Source organism: Pseudomonas libanensis (assembly GCF_001439685.1).
GTDB lineage: Bacteria > Pseudomonadota > Gammaproteobacteria > Pseudomonadales > Pseudomonadaceae > Aquipseudomonas > Aquipseudomonas libanensis.
In genome coordinates, this window is the sequence record NZ_JYLH01000009.1 from 192,998 (window position 1) to 212,105 (window position 19,108).

General features: G+C 61.4%; 16 protein-coding genes. 8 read left to right on the forward strand and 8 right to left on the reverse strand.

What is annotated here, in order from left to right; genetic code table 11:
* Positions 1-42 precede the first annotated feature (42 nt).
* Entirely contained in the window at positions 43-1,554 is a 1,512-nt protein-coding gene (locus tag TU73_RS16010) for an MFS transporter (protein WP_057013032.1), read from the reverse strand.
* Between the two features lie 106 nt (positions 1,555-1,660).
* Here TU73_RS16010 and TU73_RS16015 point away from each other — a divergent pair, with 106 nt between their 5' ends.
* The gene (locus TU73_RS16015; protein WP_057013033.1) at positions 1,661-2,533 is read left to right on the forward strand and encodes a LysR family transcriptional regulator; all 873 of its coding nucleotides are present in this window, start codon (positions 1,661-1,663) and stop codon (positions 2,531-2,533) included.
* A 140-nt stretch (positions 2,534-2,673) separates the two neighbouring features.
* Here the strand turns inward: TU73_RS16015 and fecA are convergent, their stop codons facing one another.
* The 3 genes from fecA to TU73_RS16030 all read right to left on the reverse strand — a co-directional run bounded on the left by fecA (position 2,674) and on the right by TU73_RS16030 (position 6,527).
* The gene (fecA, locus tag TU73_RS16020; protein ID WP_057013034.1) at positions 2,674-5,010 is read right to left on the reverse strand and encodes a TonB-dependent Fe(3+) dicitrate receptor FecA; all 2,337 of its coding nucleotides are present in this window, start codon (positions 5,008-5,010) and stop codon (positions 2,674-2,676) included.
* A 90-nt stretch (positions 5,011-5,100) separates the two neighbouring features.
* Positions 5,101-6,042: a FecR domain-containing protein gene (locus tag TU73_RS16025; RefSeq protein ID WP_057013035.1), complete on the reverse strand. Its 942-nt coding sequence runs from the start codon at positions 6,040-6,042 to the stop codon at positions 5,101-5,103.
* Positions 6,039-6,527: a sigma-70 family RNA polymerase sigma factor gene (locus tag TU73_RS16030; protein ID WP_057013082.1), complete on the reverse strand. Its 489-nt coding sequence runs from the start codon at positions 6,525-6,527 to the stop codon at positions 6,039-6,041. The genes TU73_RS16025 and TU73_RS16030 overlap by 4 nt, the downstream gene beginning before the upstream one ends.
* A 170-nt stretch (positions 6,528-6,697) precedes the next feature.
* Between TU73_RS16030 and TU73_RS16035 the strand changes: the two genes are divergently transcribed.
* From TU73_RS16035 to TU73_RS16060, 6 genes are all read left to right on the forward strand, one after another.
* Positions 6,698-7,000: a DUF3649 domain-containing protein gene (locus TU73_RS16035; protein WP_057013036.1), complete on the forward strand. Its 303-nt coding sequence runs from the start codon at positions 6,698-6,700 to the stop codon at positions 6,998-7,000.
* Positions 6,997-8,571: a PepSY-associated TM helix domain-containing protein gene (locus TU73_RS16040; protein WP_057013037.1), complete on the forward strand. Its 1,575-nt coding sequence runs from the start codon at positions 6,997-6,999 to the stop codon at positions 8,569-8,571. Before TU73_RS16035 ends, TU73_RS16040 begins: the two co-directional genes overlap by 4 nt.
* Positions 8,571-8,897: a DUF3325 domain-containing protein gene (locus TU73_RS16045; protein WP_057013038.1), complete on the forward strand. Its 327-nt coding sequence runs from the start codon at positions 8,571-8,573 to the stop codon at positions 8,895-8,897. The genes TU73_RS16040 and TU73_RS16045 overlap by 1 nt, the downstream gene beginning before the upstream one ends.
* 7 nt (positions 8,898-8,904) lie before the next feature.
* Positions 8,905-9,483, forward strand: coding sequence for an RNA polymerase sigma factor (locus TU73_RS16050; RefSeq protein WP_057013039.1), 579 nt, complete (start codon positions 8,905-8,907; stop codon positions 9,481-9,483).
* A complete protein-coding gene (locus TU73_RS16055; protein ID WP_057013040.1) occupies positions 9,480-10,457 on the forward strand; it encodes a FecR family protein in 978 nt (325 codons plus the stop codon). Before TU73_RS16050 ends, TU73_RS16055 begins: the two co-directional genes overlap by 4 nt.
* A 154-nt stretch (positions 10,458-10,611) precedes the next feature.
* Positions 10,612-12,852, forward strand: a complete 2,241-nt coding sequence (locus tag TU73_RS16060) for a TonB-dependent receptor (RefSeq protein WP_156421235.1) — start codon at positions 10,612-10,614, stop codon at positions 12,850-12,852.
* Positions 12,853-12,987: 135 nt separating this feature from the next.
* On the opposite strand, the gene TU73_RS16065 is transcribed toward TU73_RS16060, so the two are convergent.
* Together TU73_RS16065 and yejK are read right to left on the reverse strand one after the other, a co-directional pair.
* Positions 12,988-13,338, reverse strand: coding sequence for a glutaredoxin family protein (locus TU73_RS16065; RefSeq protein ID WP_057013042.1), 351 nt, complete (start codon positions 13,336-13,338; stop codon positions 12,988-12,990).
* Positions 13,338-14,342, reverse strand: coding sequence for a nucleoid-associated protein YejK (gene yejK / locus TU73_RS16070; protein ID WP_003171997.1), 1,005 nt, complete (start codon positions 14,340-14,342; stop codon positions 13,338-13,340). Before yejK ends, TU73_RS16065 begins: the two co-directional genes overlap by 1 nt.
* A gap of 397 nt (positions 14,343-14,739) precedes the next feature.
* On the opposite strand from yejK, the gene TU73_RS16075 reads away from it, so the two are divergent.
* Positions 14,740-15,021, forward strand: a complete 282-nt coding sequence (locus TU73_RS16075; protein ID WP_005785131.1) for an HU family DNA-binding protein — start codon at positions 14,740-14,742, stop codon at positions 15,019-15,021.
* A gap of 88 nt (positions 15,022-15,109) precedes the next feature.
* Here the strand turns inward: TU73_RS16075 and rlmF are convergent, their stop codons facing one another.
* Positions 15,110-16,126 (reverse strand): 23S rRNA (adenine(1618)-N(6))-methyltransferase RlmF, encoded by a 1,017-nt coding sequence (gene rlmF / locus TU73_RS16080; protein ID WP_057013043.1) that lies wholly within the window; start codon positions 16,124-16,126, stop codon positions 15,110-15,112.
* Between the two features lie 123 nt (positions 16,127-16,249).
* Positions 16,250-19,096, reverse strand: a complete 2,847-nt coding sequence (locus TU73_RS16085; RefSeq protein ID WP_057013044.1) for a valine--tRNA ligase — start codon at positions 19,094-19,096, stop codon at positions 16,250-16,252.
* Between the last annotated feature and the right edge of the window lie 12 nt (positions 19,097-19,108).

The window sequence follows — 19,108 nt, forward strand, 5'->3', positions numbered from 1 at the left end:
CCCCTACTGAAAACGGGCCTGCACATGCAGGCCCGTTTTCGTTCAGCCACGGAGCCTGAAGAAATACCGGCTCAGCGCGGCTAATCCGCAAGCCCCCAAGCCCGCAAAGAGCATGGCCCAACCGGCGCCGGTGCGCAGTGCCGTCTGCGCATCAACGGCGGTCAGCCCCGGCGCGTTCAACTTGCCTGCCGCAATATGCTGGCTGAGCGTTGCCCACTCCAATGCCGTGTTGTCAGGCAGCACGTTGGCCAGGTGGTGGCTGATCCCCAGCAACAGCACCAGGCCCATCAACGCAATGTTGAGTGCCAGGGTGATCAATCGTGCGCTGAAGTCGATGCCCGACGCCATGCCCGCACGGTCGGCCGAGACGGCGCCGGTAGTGGTGTTGGTGGTGGGCGAGTTGGTCAACGCCAGGCCAATGCCGGCGATCACGCAACTGAGCAACACCAGCGCGGTGCTTGGCTGTGCGGCGGCATTGACGGCGGCCATGGCCAGGAACCCTGCGCCCATCGTACCCAGGCCAAGGGGAATGATGCGTTCGGCACCAAAACGCAGGGCCAGGCGTTCGGCCAGCGGTGGCACCAGCAAGGTCGGCAGGGTGTAGGCAAGCAGGGCGGCGCCAGTGGTCAGCGTGTCGTAGCCCAGCCCCGCCTGGAAGTACAGCGGCAGGTAGATCATGAACGGCCAGAAGCTGAAGTTCATGCCGATCGAGCCCATCAACGCACCGTTGAAGCGTTGGATACGGAACACCGAGAAATCGAACATCGGGTGTGGGCTGCGCCGTTCGATCAAAATGAACAGCAGCATGCCTATCAAGGACAGGCCGGCCCAGCCGAGCATCGCCGGGGTGCCAAAACCGTACTCGCTGCCCTGGGTGATGAAGTACACCAGCGCGAACACCGTCAGCGTCAAGGTCAGCATACCGGCGATGTCCAGGCGATGACTGGCCGGGTCACGGGATTCCTGCACGCTGGCATGCAGCAGCACCAGGGTGAACAGGGTCAGCGGTACGTGCACCAGGAACACCCAGCGCCAGTCCGCCACGGCCAGGATCAATGCCCCGACCATCGGCCCGAAACCCAGGCCCACGCCGGCAATCACTCCCCATATCGCGAAGGCTCGCGCTCGCGCCGCCGGGTCGCGGAACTGATGGGACAGGATGGCGAACTGGCAAATCATCATCGCGCCGGCACCAATGCCTTGGACGAACCGCGCCACGATCAGCGTCGAGGCGCTATCGGCCAACCCACAGGCCAGCGACGCCAATCCGAACAGCCACAGGCACAGCACCAACATGCGCCGCCGACCGAAGCGGTCCGCCAAGGTGCCCGCCGCCATCAGTACACTGGTACAGGCCAGGGTGTAGGCATTCATGATCCACTGGGCGTCCTGGAAACCGGTGCCCAGTTGCTGTTCAAGGGTTGGCAGGATGACCGGCACGCTGGAGATTTCCAGGCCGAACATCAGGGCCACCAGGCAGACGGCGGTGAGAGCCAAGGCATTTCTGGCGGTGCTTGGCGGGTGGAGGGCCGATACAGCAGCGGCGGGTGGCATGACAGGTTCCTTTTGAATAGGGGAGGGCTCTATTCTCTCGGGAACTGGATTCGTTATTTGTGATAAGTTTTCCATTGATAAGGGAATCACAGGCGACAATTGAACCATGGCTACCCCACGTTTTGATGGCGTCGAGCTGTTTCTGCAAATCGTCGAGAGCGGCAACCTCACCGAAGCCGCCGAGCGCCTGAACCTTACGCGCTCGGCCGTCGGTAAAGGCTTGGCGCGCCTGGAGGCGCGGCTTGGCACGTGCCTGCTGCAGCGTTCCACACGCCGCCAGCGATTGACCGAGGACGGGCAGGCGTACTACGAGCATTGCCTGCGCGCCTTGGCCGAACTGGAAGCCGCCGAATCGGTGCTCGAAAGTGGCCGGCAACAACCACGCGGGCGGTTGCGGGCGAGCGTGCCGTTGGCTTTCGGGCACCACTATGCGGCTCCGGCGTTGTGGGGCTTGATGGAGCGTTACCCTGAACTGGAAATCGAGATTTGCTTCTCCGACCGTATGATTGATCTGGCCCAGGAGGGCTTCGATATGGCCGTGCGGATCGGCACGTTGCCGGATACCGACCGCCTGAGTGCACGTCGCCTGGGGCAGCAGGTCATGGGGCTGGCGGCGTCACCGGTGTATCTGCAGCGCAGGGGGAGCATTGAAAGTATCGAAGACCTGGCCGTTCATCGCGGCATTGCGTATCGCAGCAACACAACGCATCGCTCGCGCCTGGCCTCGCCCTTGGTGCTGGATGATCTCCAAGCTGTAGCCGATGCGGTCATCGCGGGCGTGGGGCTGGCCTGGTTACCGAGCTGGTTGATCGCCCACTATGCGTTGCGTGGGCAATTGCAGGCAGTATTGCCTAGCTACCGCGAGCAGCCAGCGCCGATCCATGTGGTCTGGCCGACGGCGGTGCATATGCCGGCCAAGACGCGGTGTGCCATCGATGCGTTGGTGGCGGGTACGCCCAGTTGCCTGGCGGGTAGCTGAAGCCTCTGGAGGCCAATGTGGGAGAGGGCTTGCCCCCGATTGCGGTGTAGCAGTGCCATATAGGCTGACTGACACACTGCTATCGGGGGCAAGCCTCCTCCCACATTTGGATTTGTTACGGTCTGCAGATTGGAGGCAGATCAGAATGCAATGGACGTCTGCACATACACCGTACGCGGCTCACCCACGTACTTGCCCTTGTTGTTGTCGTCAAACGAGCGGGTGTAGTACTGCTTGTTGAAGATGTTCTTCACCCCCACCGCCACATTCAAATCCGACAGTTGCGGGCCGAAGTCATAGGCCGCTCGGCTGCTGAACAGCATATAGCCGGGGATGCGCCCATTGGCACCGTCGGCGCTTTCGGCCTGGGTGTTGGCATTGTCGGCGAACTGGCTGCTCTGGTAGCTGCTGTCCACATTCAGCTTCCACGGGCCGTCGGTGTAACCTACGCCGAGAGTGCCTTTGTGCTTGGACGAGAAGGGTACACGGTTGCCTTTGTTCGGGCCGTCTTCGCGGATGGTCGCGTCAACATAGGCATAAGTGGCATACACATCGAAACCCGCCAGCGCCGGGCTCAGGCCGTCGAGCGCATAGTTGATGCTCGACTCGATGCCCTGGTGACGAGTCTCACCGCGGGCGATCACCGTGTCGTTGGTCTGGTTGCTGTCGTACTGGTTGTCGAAGTTGATCAGGAAGGCGCCGATTTCCGCGCGCAGGCTGCCGTTGTCGTAGCGCGTGCCGAGTTCCCAGGTGCGGGCTTTTTCCGGTTTCACTTCGCCGCTGTTCACACGGTTGGGCATCTGGCTGTATTGCACGCTGCCGAACGAGCCTTCGGTGTTGGCGTACAGGTTCCAGTCGTCGGTGAGGTGGTAGAGCACGTTCAGCGCTGGCAGCGCGGTGTTGTAGTCACCCTTGTACTTGACGTTGCTCAGGTTGTTGGTCTGCTGGGACTCGATCATCTCGTAGCGGATGCCCGGGGTGATGGTCCACTTGCCGATATCAATGCGGTCATCGATGAAGAACGCATTGGCTTCGGTACCGCCGCGTGTGTCGCGGTCGTTGCGACTGTCGGTGGTGGGGATTTGCTGATTGGAGGCAATCGGTGTGCGGTAGCGCAGTTCGTGACCGGCTTCATTGATGTAGCGGTAGCCGACGCCCACCTCATGGCTTGTGGGACCGAGGTCGAAGCCCTGGGCGAAACGGGTCTCGAGGCCGCGTACCCAATATTCGCGGGGCGACAGCGACAGGAAGCTGCCCTGGTCCAGGTAACCGCTGCGCAAGGTCTTGGTAAAGAAGCTGTTGATCGTGAATTCGCGGCGGTCCTGCTCGTAGCGGTAGCCGACGTTGAACATCGTGCGGCGGCCCCAGAACTTGTCGTAGGGGCGGGTGGACTGATACGGATCGGCTTTGTAGTCCTTGACGTTCAAACCGCCGGGCATATCGGCCTGGCCTTCGTAGTACTGCGCCATGGCGTTGAAGCTGTTGGCGTCGTCCAGTTGGTATTTGCCCTTGAGGATCAGGTCGTCGATGCGCGTGTTGCTGTTTTCGCGCCAGTCGCCGCCGCGGGTGCCGGAGTACAGCAGCGCGCCGCCCAGGCCATTGTCGGCAGTGCCGCCGGCGAGCAGGTTGCCGGTGGTCTTGAAACCGTCGTGGCTGGAAGACGGGCTGGTTTCGGTCTGCAAGCCGCCCTTGACCGTGGGCGCATCCGGGATGGCGCGGGTCACGAAGTTGACGATGCCGCCGACGTTCTGCGGGCCGTAGCGCACCGCACCGCCGCCGCGTACCACGTCCACCGCGTCCATGTTGCCCATGCTGATCGGCGCAAAGGACAACTGCGGCTGGCCATAGGGCGCGAAAGGCACCGGGATGCCATCCATCAGCACCGTTGAGCGCGACGCCAGGCGCGGGTTGAGCCCGCGAATGCCGAAGTTCAGCGCCATGTCGTGGCTGCCGGTGCCGTTGTTTTCCGGGGCATTGACCCCGGGAATGCGGTTGAGCACATCGCGGGCCTGGGTGGCACCCTGGCGTTCAAACTCTTCACGGCGGATCACGTCACGGGCGCCGGGGTGTTCGAACACGTTGGTTTGCGCCGCGTCACCGAGCCAGTCGCCGACCACGTTGGAGGTTTGCAATTCAAGGGGGGCGGTGACGCCGGTCGGTTGCAGGCTGTAGGCATTGTCACCTTCGGCCCGGGCTTGCAGGCCGGTGCCTTCCAGTAGTTTCTGCAGGCCGTCGGCCGCGCTGTAATTGCCCGACAGGCCACGGCTTTGCATGCCGGCCGTCACTTCAGAACCGAAGGACACCAGTACACCGGCTTCGCGACCAAATTGATTCAGGGCCGCTTCCAGGGTGGTCGGCGCGATGTGGTAGGCCTTGGTGTCGGCAGCCATCACGGGGGGAAGGACGGTCAGGCTGAGGCTGGCGCCCAATAGGAGTTGGCGCAAGGTGCGGGCGAGAAGCGTCGGTTGCTGGGGCATGAAGGCGGTCCTGAGAAGGAAGGATCAAGGTGGCTTTCCTTCTCTGTCACGCCAGGTGCGGAAAACGGCTCACTTAAACGCAAAATAAATTCAGGCCCGTGCCTGCACGGTCACCCAATAGCGGGTAAAGCGCCGCACTTTCACCGGCAGGCTGACTTCCAGCAGGTCAAGGATGCGTTCGCTGTCATCCAGCGGGTAGCTGCCGGACAGCAGCAGGTTCGCCACTTGCGGGTCGCAATGCAGCTGGCCGCGGCGATAACGCCCCAGTTCGCTGAGAAAGTCTTCCAGGCGCATATGCGCGGCCACCAGCATGCCGTCGGCCCAGGCGCCGCTGTTGGCGTCGGTCGAGCGCGGGGTGTCCCAGCCCTTGCGGGTGAAATTCACCTGGTGCGCGGCCGCTACGGTCAATGGCAGGCCACTGTAATTATTGGGCGTCACCTCGACCTGACCGGCCAGCACTGCGAGTTGGGTATGATCGTTGAACTGGCGAACATTCAGGCGCGCCGCCTGGCTGCTGAGCAGGCCCTGGCCGGTCAGCACGCGCAAGGGTGTATCGCCTGCACGGGAGGTCAGCAGAATTTCGCCTTCGAGCAGGCGGATCAGCCGTTGCTGCCCATCGATATGCACATCCACTGCGCTGCCCGTGTTGAGTTTCAACTGGCTGCCGTCGGCCAGTTGCACGGTGCGACGCTGGCCTACCGGGCTGCGATAGTCGGCGCTCAGTGGTGGCAGGATATGCTGCTGGCGCAGGCTCCAAACTGCTGCCGAACCGGCGCCCAGGATCAGCAGCAACTTCAGCGCCTGGCGCCGGCTGCGCAAGGTGGGGGCATTCAACGCCGCGTGGGCCAGGGGCGAGGGCATGCCGCGCAGGCGTTGGTTGACCTGCTGGATCTGTTCCCAGGCGCGCTGGTGCTCGCTGTGGGCATTCAGCCATTGCTGCCAGGCTGCTTGCTGGCGTGGATTGAGCGCGCCTTGCTGCATTTCCAGCAGCCAGTGCACGGCTTGTTCGGCGACTTGGCTGGAGACGTTCATAGGGCAAAGTAGCAGCGCATGGCCGCTTTGGTCAGATGGCGCTTGACGGTGGCGATGGAGATGCCCAGTTCCGCACTGATCTGCGCGTAGGTCAGGCCATCGAGCTGGGCGAGCAGGAAGGCGCGCTTGGCCAGCCGAGGCAAGCCATCGAGCAGTTGGTCCAGTTCCAGCAGGGTTTGCAGGATGATTGCGCGGTCTTCTTCCGACGGTGCGACGTTCTCGGGCATTTGCGCCAAGGCATCAAGGTAGGCGCGCTCCAGGTCCTGGCGGCGATAGAAGTTGAACAATACGCGCTTGGCCACGGTGGTGAGGAAGGCACGGGGTTCGATCAGCGTCGGCGTGTCCCGTGCGCTGAGCACGCGGATGAAGGTGTCCTGCGCCAGGTCGGCGGCGTTCTCCGGGCAGCCGAGCTTGCGTCGCAACCAGCCGGTGAGCCAGTGGTGATGGTCGTTGTACAGAACTTCGACGGTATTGGATGGCTGCAACGCGATCACTCCGTAAGCATCGCCATGCTTTAGAGAACAAGAATTGTTCGCATTGTAGAGGCCGCGACAAGCTTCGGCAATCCGTCACGGCGGGTGATTCATCCGTTCTCTTTTGCTTATGAGAATATTTATCATTAATATTGCGCGCTGATCAGCTTGGCGTCTGCCGCATGAAAAGCAAAACCCCATTGCCCGTTTCCTACCGCCTCGCCGTCACCTCGCGTGTGCTGGCGGCTGTTATCGGCGGCTACCTGATGGCGTCCCTGGCCGCCATCTGCCTGGCGTTGTGGATGCCCACATCGCGTGCCGACGCGGTGGTCACCGGCATGATGAGCTCGTTTGTGTTCTACCTGCTGGCGGTGCTCTGGTGCTTTGCCTGCCGCACTGCGTGGCGTGCCTGGGCGGGGGTGATGCTGCCAAGCGCGCTGTTTGCCACCCTGGCCGGCGTGGGTTTGTGGATGGTGCGCACATGAAAGAGGGTTTTCGCCAAGCCATGGCCTGGCTGCATACCTGGGCCGGGTTGATCTTCGGCTGGCTGCTGTTCGCGATTTTCCTGACCGGTACCCTGGCCTATTTCAAAGACGAAATCACCCACTGGATGCAGCCCGAAGTGCAGGCCCATCCCCTGGATGACGGGCGCAGCCTTGCCGTGGCCCAAAGCTACCTGCAACAACAGGCGCCCACAGCCGCAAGCTGGTTTATTACCCTGCCGAACAGTCGCGACCCTGGCCTGTCGGTGATGTGGCAAGACAAGGTCGAGCCGGGCAAGCGCGGCACCTTCATCCAGAAAATCCTCGACCCGGTCAGCGGCCAACCGGTACAGGCCCGCGACAGCAAGGGCGGCGAGTTCTTCTATCGTTTCCACTTCCAGCTGCAAATGCCTTACCCGTGGGGCCGCTGGCTGTCGACCATCGCCGCCATGGTGATGTTTGTTGCGCTGATCACCGGCATCATCACCCACAAGAAAATCTTCAAGGACTTCTTTACCTTCCGCCCACGCAAAGGCCAGCGTTCCTGGCTGGACGGGCACAACGCGGTGGGTGTGCTGGTGCTGCCGTTTCATCTGATGATCACCTACAGCAGCCTGGTGATTTTCATGAGCATGGTGATGCCGGCGCCCATCATGGCGTCCTATGGCGACGACAGCCGGGCATTCTTCAAGGAGCTGTTCCCCAACACCGACAACGCGCCGGCCCTCGGCCAACCGGGCCAGCTGCTGCCGTTATTGCCGATGTACCAGCAGGCGCGGGAGCAGTGGGCTGGCGGCCATGTGGGACGGGTGGCGGTCAACAACCCTGGGGATGTGAACGCGTCGGTCAATGTGTTCCGCGCCGGCTCCGATAGCGTGGTGCATGATTTCGGCAATACCGTGTCGTTCAGTGGCACCACCGGCGAATTGTTGCGGGTCAGTGGCGAGCCGTCCCTGCCGGCGGTCATCGGTGGCAGTTTCTACGGCCTGCATATGGGCCATTTTGCCGGCCCGGTGCTGCGCTGGCTGTACTTTATCTGCGGGTTGGCGGGCACGGCGATGATCGGCACAGGGCTGGTGATCTGGCTCGGCAAGCGTCAGCTCAAACACGCCAAGAGCGCAGCGATGCCGTTTGAATTGCGCCTGGTCGAGGTGCTGAACATCGCCAGCATGGCTGGCTTGATGATCGCCATCGCCGCGTTTTTCTGGGCCAATCGCCTGTTGCCGGTAAGTTTCGCCGCGCGCTCCGACTGGGAGGTGCAAGCCTTCTTTGTCGCCTGGGGCCTGAGCTTGTTGCACGCGATGCTGCGTCGCGCTCGTCGAGGCTGGGTCGAACAGCTGAGCATCGGCGCGCTGCTGTTTATGGCGATCCCGCTGCTTAACGCAATCACCACCACGCAGCATTTGGGCGTCTCGCTGTTGAACGGCGACTGGGCCATGGCCGGCTTCGACCTGACCTGCCTGGCCAGTGGTGTGTTCCTTGCCTGGGCGGCGTGGAAGATGCAACGCCGTACCGCGTCGCAACCCAAAGCCGAACGTGCGCGTGGGTTGACGCTCAAGCAGGAGGCCGGCTGATGCTTCTCGCGCTGCTGATGTGCTACGCCGGGTTTACCGCGCTGTGCCTGTCCACCGATCGTCATCACGGCGAGCTGCTGCACCAAAAACCATCGCCCACGCGGCGCCTGGGGCTGCGGCTGGGTGGCTGGTTGCTGCTGATTGCCGCGATCTGGCCGGCAGTGCTGGCCGCAGGCTGGAGCCAGGGCCTGGTCGAGTGGTGCGCGGTGTTGATGCTCAGCGCCTTGTTGCTGGTATTGCTGTTGCCGTATCGGCCAAGGTTGGCCTTGATCCTGGCAGGCCTCAGCCTGCTGGCCAGCCCTGTTGCGGCATTCGCACTGTCCTGAGCCTGCCATGATGATCAGCCCACCGCCGGAACCCCAGAACGACCCGCACACCGATGGGGCCGGTGGACGTGCGCATTTCCTGCAGGTGTTTTTGTCCCAGCGTTCACAGATGGAAGCGCTGGTCAGTCGCCGCGTCGGTTGCCGTGCCACAGCGGCCGACCTGGTGCAGGATTTGTTCCTGCGCTTCTGGCGTCGCCCCTTGGTGCAGGTTGAAGAACTCAGCACCTACCTGCTGCGCTGCGCCGGCAATATCGCTATCGATCACCTGCGTAGCGAAGGTGCACGGGCCCGCTGCAGCGAAGGCTGGTTGCCCGAGCAATCAGATCACCAAGTCTGCGAACCCCAGGCCGCACTGGAGGCAGGCCACGACCTGCGCCACGTGGAAACCGCCCTGCGCAGTTTGCCCGAGCGTACCCGCCAGATTTTCCTGCTTAACCGTATCCACGGGCGCAAGTATGCAGAAATTGCCAAGGCCATGGGGCTGTCCCAAAGTGCCGTGGAAAAACATATGATGCGCGCCCTCGAAGCTTGCAAGGCCAGCCTTCGTGAACCAACGCAGCCACGCACGCCAGGGAAAGCACCGTGAACATCACGCCGACACCCGCCCAGGAACAGGCCGCGCTTGACTGGCTGAGCCTGCTGCATGACCAGCCCAGCAGCGGCGACCAGGCCACGTTCAGCCGCTGGCTGCACGCCGATCCCGCGCATGCCGAGGCGTACGCCCAGGCTCAGGTACTGTGGGAGCTGAGCGAAGAGCCGGCGCGCAAGCTGGCCGATGAGGACGCGCTGGCCTTGCAGGCCTACCTCAATAAGATGAATTCCTCCAGGCGCTCCCGTGCACTGCGCTGGCCCGGCGCCCTGGCCATGGCCGCCTGCCTGCTGGTGATGGTGTCGATGGGCGCCGGTTGGCAGCCGTCGCGCTGGGTCGATGGGCTGGGGGCCGATTACGTGACGGCACCGGGGGAGGTGAAGACCTTCACTCTGGCCGATCAATCTGTGGTCACCCTTGACGCCGACAGCGCCATTGCCGTGGATTTCAGCCATGGTCAACGGCATATCCAGCTGCGGCGTGGCGCGGGATTTTTCAGCGTGGCACACACCGGCCAATCCTTTGTGGTGGAGGCGGGCGGTGGTCAAGCGCAGGTGCTGGGCACCCAGTTTGAAGTGCGCCTGCAACCGGCCGGAGCCGAGGTCACCGTATTGTCCGGCCGGGTGGGCGTCACACCATCGGAACAGGGCCGGCAGCAGGTTTTGACAGCAGGCCAGCAAGTGGCCTACGCCGATGGCGTTGCCGATGCCATGCACGCTGTCGACAGCGAATCCCGCCTGGCCTGGCGCGAGGGTTGGCTCAACTACTATCAGGCACCGCTGGCCGATGTGGTCCAGGACTTGAGCCGTTATTACCCTGGCCGATTGCTGCTGCTCAATGAAGAGATGGGCGCCAAACGCGTCAGCGGCAGTTTCCCGAGCAAGGACCCGTTGGCGGTATTGAACGCCTTGCAAGCGGTGCTGGGTTTCGAACAACACAGGCTGCTGGGCCGAGTTATCGTGTTGCGCTAGACGCAGCGCCGTTCACCGAACCGTCATCGCAATCGCCAAAACCTGTCACCAAACGGTTACACGTGCCGTGGATCATCCCTGGGTTCCTGAACAAGTGGTCAGGAAGAGCACCTCTGCCCCATACAACACAACAATGTCAGTAAGGGATCTACACGTGAACTACAACTCTCTTTATGCCCTGCTTCTGGCATCGGGCCTGGGCGGCTTTGCACCGCTGGTGATGGCCGATGACTCACAGGACGTAGGTTCGGTGAACGTTGCCGGCAAGCAGACTCTGGGCAACGGCCACATGATTCGCGAGGAAAGTGCCAAGGCGCGCTCGACGGTGACCAAGGAGGCCATGGACGAAATGTCGGCCACCGCCAACGCCATCGACAAGCTCAAATACACGCCGGGCATCAACGTTTCCAGCGATGACGCCAGCGGCACCAGCGGCACCAACTTCACTATGCGCGGCATGAGTTCGGACCAGGTCGGGGTGTCGGTGGATGGCGTGCCGATCAACGATTCTGGCAACTACAGCGTGTATTCCAACCAGCTGGGCGACCCGGAAAACCTTGCCGAAGTATTCGCCACCCAGGGCTCCTCCGAGGCCGACGGCCCGCACATCGGTTCCAGCGGCGGCAACATCGGCATGATTACGCTGCGGCCAACCAAGGAGGCGGGGGTTTTTGCCAAGCAGACCTTGGGTACCAATAACCTGCGCAAGACCTTCGTGCGGGCGAATACCGGCGATTTCGGTGGCCTCAAGACCTGGGTCTCGGCATCGCACCTGGAAGGTGACAAGTGGCGCGGCAAGGGCACCCTGCGCAGCGATAAAATCGAGTGGAGCAGCCTGTTCGAAGGTGACAACGGCAATTCCACGTTGGCCACGGTCAAGTACAACAAGCAGGAAAACTATAACTACAACAGCCTGAGCAAGTCGCAGTTCGACAATGAAGGACGGCGCAAGGATTACGCTGAAAGCCCGGTGTACAAAGCCGGTTTGTTATCTGCGTCCTACAAGCTCAACCGCAACCCCTTTGAAAGCGTCAACGCCACGCTGACCCAGCGCTGGCAACTGCAAGACAACCTGTCGTTGACGGTCACGCCGTACTACTACTGGTCCAACGGTGGCAGCTTCAGCGGCCAGACTGCCTCCAACCTGGGGCCGAGGTCCGACAAAGCCGGTAACTACGACCTCGGCAACCTGCAATCGGCCAATTACTATCGCCCTTCGTGGACCGAGACCTGGCGCCCCGGCGTCACGGCCAAAATGAAGTGGGATATCAACGACGAACACAGCCTGGACTACGGCTATTGGTATGAGCGCGCGCGCCAGCGCCAGACCCAGCCGTTTATCGGGATCAACGGCGAAGGCGCGCCGGATGACGTGTGGGGTGACTACAACAGCGGCGGCCAGGTGGTCGACAAGAACGGCGCGACGGTACAAGGTCGTCACTACTACACCGTCACCCCATCGCAGAAGCTCTGGGTCCAGGACAGCTGGCAAGCCACGCCGGACCTGAGTTTTGTCGGCGGCGTGGCCTACCAATACGTTGAACGTGACGGCAACAACCTCGGCAGCCTGTACGACAAGCCGGAAAAACGTAACACCCGTTACCACCAATTCCTGCCCAACTTCAGCGCCAAGTACCAGGTCGACGAGAGCAACCAGGCGTTCTACAACGTCACCCGCAACATGCGCACGCCGCCCAACTATGTGCTGTACAACAAAGGCGACTCCGTCAGCCTCAAGTCCGAGTTGAGCTGGAACCAGGAGCTGGGCTGGCGCTACACCGAAGACGACATGGCCTTGAGCGCGACCCTGTTCTACATCAGCTTCAAGGATCGCCAGGTGTCGACCACCGATGCCAGTGGCGACTACATGGTGCTCAACGTTGGCAGCGTCGCTAACAAAGGCCTGGAATTGGAATGGAGTGGTTTGTTGCCCCACAACTTCAACTACTACGCCTCGTACACCTACACCCAGTCCGAGCAGAAGGACGACCTGCTCAGCAAGAATGTGCTGTTGCCCACCTCAGGCAAGCAACTGGCCAACGTGCCGGAAAACATGTTTAACCTGGTGCTCGGCTATGACGACTCGCGGTTCTACGGCAACGTGGCGGGCAAGTATGTCGGCAGCTTCTACGGCGATTTGACCAATAAAGAGAAGATCGAAGGCCGTACGGTGTTTGACCTCAATGCCGGTGTCTATTTGCCGGTGGACAAGAAGGTCATCAAGTCGGCGACCCTGCGCTTGTCGATGCTCAATGTCTTCGACAAGGAATACTTGAGTTCGGCGCGTACCGTGGCGTTCAACTCGGCGCCGGTCAACGGGCTGGCGCCGAGCACGGCGTATTACAACGTAGGGGAGGAGCGCACGGCGATGGTGTCTCTGGAAGCCAACTTCTAAGGCCACCACAAAACCTAATGTGCAGAGCTGACTTGTGTGGGAGCTGGCTTGCCTGCGATAGCGTTGTGTCAGTCACAGGTATTGAACCGTTACACCGCCATCGCAGGCAAGCCAGCTCCCACATTTGATTGCGTGTTACTTCAATGCAGCCATGATCGCCTCAGGGTTGTAATCGCGAATCAACGTGCCGTTCACATCCACAAACGGAATCCCACCGCCGCCCAGCGCCTCATACGCCTTGCGCGCCTGGGCGTTTTTCTCGATATCCAGCGCTTGGTACGGGATACCCTTCTGGTCCAGAAAACGCCGGATCTGTTTGCAGTACCCGCACCACTGCGTGGAATACAGCACCACACGCGCCGAGGCGCGTACCTGCTCCGAAACCACCTGGGACGGGTTGAACAGCCGCTCGACCTTGCCCCAGTTCTGGATCACCACCACCACCAGCAATACCAGCAGGACTTTCTTGAAGACCCCGCCCAGCATCAGTTACGGCGCTTGAGCTGGTCGGTCAGTTGGGTCGGCAGGCCCTTGATGATCAAGGTGCCGGCAGCTTCGTCGTACTCGATCTTGTCGCCCAGCAGGTGTGCTTCAAAGCTGATGGACAAGCCTTCGGCACGCCCGGTGAAACGGCGGAACTGGTTGAGGGTGCGTTTGTCCGCCGGGATTTCCGGCGACAGGCCGTAGTCCTTGTTGCGGATATGGTCGTAGAACGCTTTTGGCCGATCTTCATCGATCAAGCCGGAGAGTTCTTCCAGGCCCATGGGCTCGCCGAGCTTGGCCTGGCTGCTGGCGTAGTCCACCAGGGTCTTGGTCTTTTCCCGGGCGGATTCGTCAGGCAGGTCTTCGCTTTCGACGAAGTCACTGAACGCCTTGAGCAGGGTGCGGGTTTCGCCGGGGCCGTCGACGCCTTCCTGGCAGCCGATAAAGTCGCGGAAGTACTCCGAAACTTTCTTGCCGTTCTTGCCTTTGATAAAGGAGATGTATTGCTTGGACTGCTTGTTGTTCTGCCACTCGGAGACGTTGATGCGTGCCGCCAGGTGCAATTGGCCCAGGTCCAGGTGACGCGAGGGGGTCACGTCCAACTCGTCGGTCACCGCCACGCCTTCGCTGTGGTGCAGCAGGGCGATCGCCAGGTAGTCGGTCATGCCTTGCTGGTAATGGGCAAACAGCACATGGCCGCCGGTGGAGAGGTTGGATTCCTCCATCAGCTTCTGCAGGTGCTCCACGGCGGTGCGGCTGAAAGTGGTGAAATCCTGGCCACCGTCAAAGTATTCCTTCAACCAGCCGCTGAACGGGTGCGCGCCGGACTCGGCATGGAAGAAACCCCAGGCCTTGCCTTGTTTGGCGTTGTAGCTCTCGTTGAGGTCGGCAAGCATGTTCTCGATGGCGGCCGACTCGGACAGCTCCGAGTCGCGGGCGTGGAGAACTGCGGGTGTGCCGTCGGGTTTTTTGTCGATCAGGTGGACGATGCAATGACGGATCGGCATAGGCTTCTCGGCTGGTTGAAGGGGGAGCGGTTGGCCTCCCCGAAAAGTCGCCCAGTGTACCGCACCCATTGGTCAAGACGTGCCGCGAAGGGCATTTTGCCTCGCGTCCGACCGGGTATATGCCTTTTTTTCACGGTTTAGAGCGATAAAGCTGACCAAATGGGTATGTTGAGGCGGATATTTCCCCGTCTCTGTGCTAGTTTTGCCCGGTCTTACGCCAAGTCTCGGCGTTAAGCGTGCATTCAGCATTTGTCAGGTCGAACCAATCCCCGTTTCAAGCATCTATAACCCCGATCTCCGTGGTTATGGCCGGGGACGCCAGGCCATGACGGTCGGGCTCGACGGCTGACACTGCACTCTGCAATCCATATGAATTTGATAGGGAAGGAACACCACAATGGCTTTGACTAAAGACCAACTGATCGCTGATATCGCTGAAGCTATCGACGCGCCAAAAACCACCGCGCGTGCTGCTCTGGACCAACTGGGCCAGATCGTTGCTGATCAGCTGGAAAACGGCGGCGAAATCACTCTGCCAGGCATTGGCAAGCTGAAAGTGACCGAGCGTCCTGCCCGTACTGGCCGTAACCCTTCGACTGGCGCTGCCATCGAAATCGCTGCCAAGAAAGTTATCAAGCTGGTTGTGGCTAAAGGCCTGACCGACGCTGTTAACAAGTAAGACGCAGTAAAAAAAACCGTGCTCCGGAGTGATCCGGGCACGGTTTTTTGTTGCCTGCGGTTTTGTTTCTCGCTCCTACAGATTGGCGTCAGCGGACCCAGCGCTGGCGCCAGATCTGCTGCTCATTCTTGGTCTGGAACGTCCACGCCACAAACCGGCTTTGCTTCTGCCCCTGAGACATCTCCACCACCTGGCTTTCCAGCACGCCGGTTTTTTTCAGTGCGGTCTGGATCGCAGGCAGGTTTGACGCTTTTGACACCAGGGTGCTGAACCACAACACCTTGTGGGCAAAATGCGCACTTTCGGCGATCAACTGCGTCACAAAGCGCGCTTCGCCGCCTTCACACCACAGCTCGGCCGATTGGCCACCGAAGTTGAGCACTGGCAACTTGCGTTTCGGATCGGCCTTGCCCAGGGCACGCCACTTGCGCTCGCTGCCCTTGGTGGCTTCGTCCATGGACGCATGGAACGGCGGGTTGCACATGGTCAGGTCAAAGCGCTCACCCGGTTCCAGCAAGCCCAGCAGGATCTGCTTGGGGTTGGGCTGTTGGCGCAGCTGGATGACCTTGCTCAGGTCGTTGGATTGCACAATGGCCTTGGCGGCGGCCACGGCGATAGGGTCGACTTCCGAGCCCAGGAAGTTCCAGCGGTACTCCATATAGCCAATCAGCGGGTAGACGCAATTGGCGCCCATGCCGATGTCCAGCACCTTGACGATGGAGCCGCGCGGGATCTTGCCGTCGTTGACGCTGGCCAGCAGGTCGGCCAGAAAATGTACATAGTCGGCACGCCCCGGCACTGGCGGGCACAGGTAATCGGCCGGGATGTCCCAATGCTCGATGCCATAGAACGACTTGAGCAAGGCCCGGTTGAATACCCGCACCGCATCCGGGCTGGCAAAGTCGATGCTCTCCTTGCCATAGGGATTGATGACCACGAATTGCGCCAGCTCTGGCGTGGTCTTGATCAGCGCCGGGAAGTCGTAACGGCCTGTGTGGCGGTTGCGCGGGTGCAGGGTAGCCTCTTTGCGCGGAGCCACGGGCTTGGCCGGGGTAGCGGATTTGGGCTTCTTGCGCGAAGGTTTAGGCGTAGTGGGGGCGGTCATGTTGATTCTGGTGTTGGCTCAAAGTGGCGGCCATTGTCACACATCCTGAGCTCAACCCGGTCAAATGTGGGAGGGGGCAAAAAAAAGAGACCCGGAGGTCTCTTTTTTCACGCGAGTCAAACCTTACAGGCTGGAGATCCGCGCATGTTGCTCGGCCAGCTTGCCCAAGGCCTGTTCAGCCTCGGCCAACTTGGCGCGTTCCTTGTCGATCACTTCCGCCGGTGCCTTGTCGACGAACGCCGCGTTGGACAGCTTGCCGCCCACGCGCTGCACTTCGCCTTGCAGGCGGGCGATTTCCTTGTCGAGACGGGCCAGTTCCGCGCCCTTGTCGATCAGGCCAGCCATCGGCACCAGCACTTCCATGTCGCCGACCAACGCGGTGGCGGACAGCGGCGCTTCGGCATCGGCAGCCAATAGGGTGATCGACTCCAGCTTCGCCAACTTCTTGAGCAGCGCGTCGTTCTCGCTGAGGCGACGCTGATCTTCGGCGCTGGCGTTCTTGACGAACACCGCCAATGGCTTGCCCGGGCCGATGTTCATCTCGGCGCGGATATTGCGCGTGCCGAGCATCAGGGTCTTGAGCCATTCGATATCGCTTTCGGCGGCCGCATCGATGCGTGCTTCATTGGCCACCGGCCAAGGTTGCAGCATGATGGTCTTGCCTTCGAGACCGGCCAGCGGCGCCAGGCGCTGCCAGATTTCTTCGGTGATGAACGGCATGAACGGGTGCGCCAGGCGCAACGCCACTTCCAGCACGCGCACCAGGGTGCGACGGGTGCCGCGCTGGCGTTCGACCGGTGCGTTTTCGTCCCACAGCACGGGCTTGGACAGTTCCAGGTACCAGTCGCAATACTGGTTCCAGATGAACTCGTACAGGGCCTGTGCGGCCAGGTCGAAACGGAACTGGTCGAGCTGGCGGGTCACTTCGGCTTCGGTGCGCTGCAACTGCGAAATGATCCAGCGGTCGGCCAGGCTCAGTTCATAGGCTTCGCCGTTCTGGCCGCAGTCTTCGCCCTTGTCCAGCACGTAGCGCGCCGCGTTCCAAATCTTGTTGCAGAAGTTGCGATAGCCTTCGACGCGCCCCATGTCGAATTTGATGTCGCGACCGGTAGAGGCCAGAGAGCAGAAGGTGAAGCGCAGGGCGTCGGTGCCGTAACTGGCGATGCCATCCGCGAACTCGTCGCGGGTCTGCTTCTCGATCTTTTTCGCCAGCTTCGGCTGCATCAGGCCCGAGGTGCGTTTCTGCACCAGGGTTTCCAGGTCGATGCCGTCGATGATGTCCAATGGGTCCAGGACGTTGCCCTTGGACTTGGACATCTTCTGGCCCTGGCCATCGCGTACCAGGCCGTGCACGTACACGGTCTTGAACGGTACCTGCGGGGTGCCGTCTTCGTTCTTCACCAGGTGCATGGTGAGCATGATCATCCGGGCAACCCAGAAGAAAATGATATCGAAACCGGTGACCAGCACGTCGGTGGAGTGGAATTTCTTCAGGAACTCGGTCTGCTGCGGCCAGCCCAGGGTGGAGAAGGTCCACAGGCCCGAGCTGAACCAGGTGTCCAGGACGTCGTTGTCCTGTTGCAAGGCAACGTCCGGACCCAGGTTGTTCTTCGCACGTACCTCGGCTTCGTCGCGGCCAACGTAAACCTTGCCCGACTCGTCGTACCAGGCCGGGATGCGGTGGCCCCACCACAGCTGGCGGCTGATGCACCAATCCTGGATGTCACGCATCCACGAGAAGTACATGTTTTCGTACTGTTTAGGCACGAACTGGATGCGGCCATCTTCCACGGCGGCAATCGCAGGCTCGGCCAGCGGCTTGGTGGACACGTACCACTGGTCGGTCAGCCACGGCTCGATCACGGTGCCGGAGCGGTCGCCCTTCGGCACTTTCAGGCCGTGGTCGTCAACGCTGACCAGCAACCCGGCAGCGTCGAACGCGGCAACGATCTGCTTGCGCGCTTCGAAGCGGTCGAGACCGGCGTATTCGGCCGGGATCTTGCCGTCGATGCTGTCGTTCAGCGTACCGTCCAGGTTGAACACCTGGCAGGCCGGCAACACGGCGGCATTCTTGTCGAAGATGTTCAGCAGCGGCAGGTTGTGGCGCTTGCCGACTTCATAGTCGTTGAAATCGTGGGCCGGGGTGATTTTCACGCAGCCGGTGCCGAACTCAGGGTCGCAGTAATCATCCGCGATGATCGGGATGCGACGGCCAACCAGCGGTAGCTCGACGAACTTGCCGATCAGCGCCTGGTAGCGCTCGTCGTTTGGATTAACCGCGACGGCGGCGTCGCCCAGCATGGTTTCCGGACGCGTGGTGGCGACGATCAGGTAGTCGTTGCCTTCGGCGGTCTTGGCACCGTCAGCCAGCGGGTATTTCAGGTTCCACAGGAAACCTTTCTCGTCGTGGTTTTCCACTTCGAGGTCGGAAATGGCCGTGTGCAGCTTGGTGTCCCAGTTGACCAGGCGCTTGCCGCGGTAGATCAGGCCGTCTTCATGCAGGCGTACAAAGGCTTCCTTCACGGCTTCCGACAGGCCGTCGTCCATGGTGAAGCGCTCGCGGCTCCAGTCTACGGACGAGCCCAGGCGACGGATCTGACGGCTGATATTGCCGCCGGACTGGTCTTTCCATTCCCAGACTTTTTCGAGGAATTTCTCGCGGCCCAGGTCGTGACGATTCTGGCCGGTGGCTTCGAGTTGACGTTCCACCAGCATCTGGGTGGCGATACCGGCGTGGTCGGTGCCCGGCTGCCACAGGGTGTCGCGACCCTGCATACGGCGGAAACGGATCAACGCATCCATGATCGCATTGTTGAAGCCATGGCCCATGTGCAGGCTGCCAGTGACGTTCGGTGGCGGAATCATGATGGTGTAGGAATCGCCGGCACCTTGTGGGGCGAAATAGTTCTCGGACTCCCAGGTGTTGTACCAGGAAGTTTCGATAGCGTGGGGCTGATAGGTCTTATCCATGCGCGGCGGGAC

Bases quoted from the DNA above. Each gene is read 5' to 3' on its own strand.
- TU73_RS16010 (WP_057013032.1), bottom strand. From the start codon at position 1,554: ATGCCACCCGCCGCTGCTGTATCGGCCCTCCACCCGCCAAGCACCGCC.
- TU73_RS16015 (WP_057013033.1), top strand. From the start codon at position 1,661: ATGGCTACCCCACGTTTTGATGGCGTCGAGCTGTTTCTGCAAATCGTC.
- fecA (WP_057013034.1), bottom strand. From the start codon at position 5,010: ATGCCCCAGCAACCGACGCTTCTCGCCCGCACCTTGCGCCAACTCCTA.
- TU73_RS16025 (WP_057013035.1), bottom strand. From the start codon at position 6,042: ATGAACGTCTCCAGCCAAGTCGCCGAACAAGCCGTGCACTGGCTGCTG.
- TU73_RS16035 (WP_057013036.1), top strand. From the start codon at position 6,698: ATGAAAAGCAAAACCCCATTGCCCGTTTCCTACCGCCTCGCCGTCACC.
- TU73_RS16040 (WP_057013037.1), top strand. From the start codon at position 6,997: ATGAAAGAGGGTTTTCGCCAAGCCATGGCCTGGCTGCATACCTGGGCC.
- TU73_RS16045 (WP_057013038.1), top strand. From the start codon at position 8,571: ATGCTTCTCGCGCTGCTGATGTGCTACGCCGGGTTTACCGCGCTGTGC.
- TU73_RS16050 (WP_057013039.1), top strand. From the start codon at position 8,905: ATGATGATCAGCCCACCGCCGGAACCCCAGAACGACCCGCACACCGAT.
- TU73_RS16065 (WP_057013042.1), bottom strand. From the start codon at position 13,338: ATGCTGGGCGGGGTCTTCAAGAAAGTCCTGCTGGTATTGCTGGTGGTG.
- yejK (WP_003171997.1), bottom strand. From the start codon at position 14,342: ATGCCGATCCGTCATTGCATCGTCCACCTGATCGACAAAAAACCCGAC.
- TU73_RS16075 (WP_005785131.1), top strand. From the start codon at position 14,740: ATGGCTTTGACTAAAGACCAACTGATCGCTGATATCGCTGAAGCTATC.
- rlmF (WP_057013043.1), bottom strand. From the start codon at position 16,126: ATGACCGCCCCCACTACGCCTAAACCTTCGCGCAAGAAGCCCAAATCC.
- TU73_RS16085 (WP_057013044.1), bottom strand. From the start codon at position 19,096: ATGGATAAGACCTATCAGCCCCACGCTATCGAAACTTCCTGGTACAAC.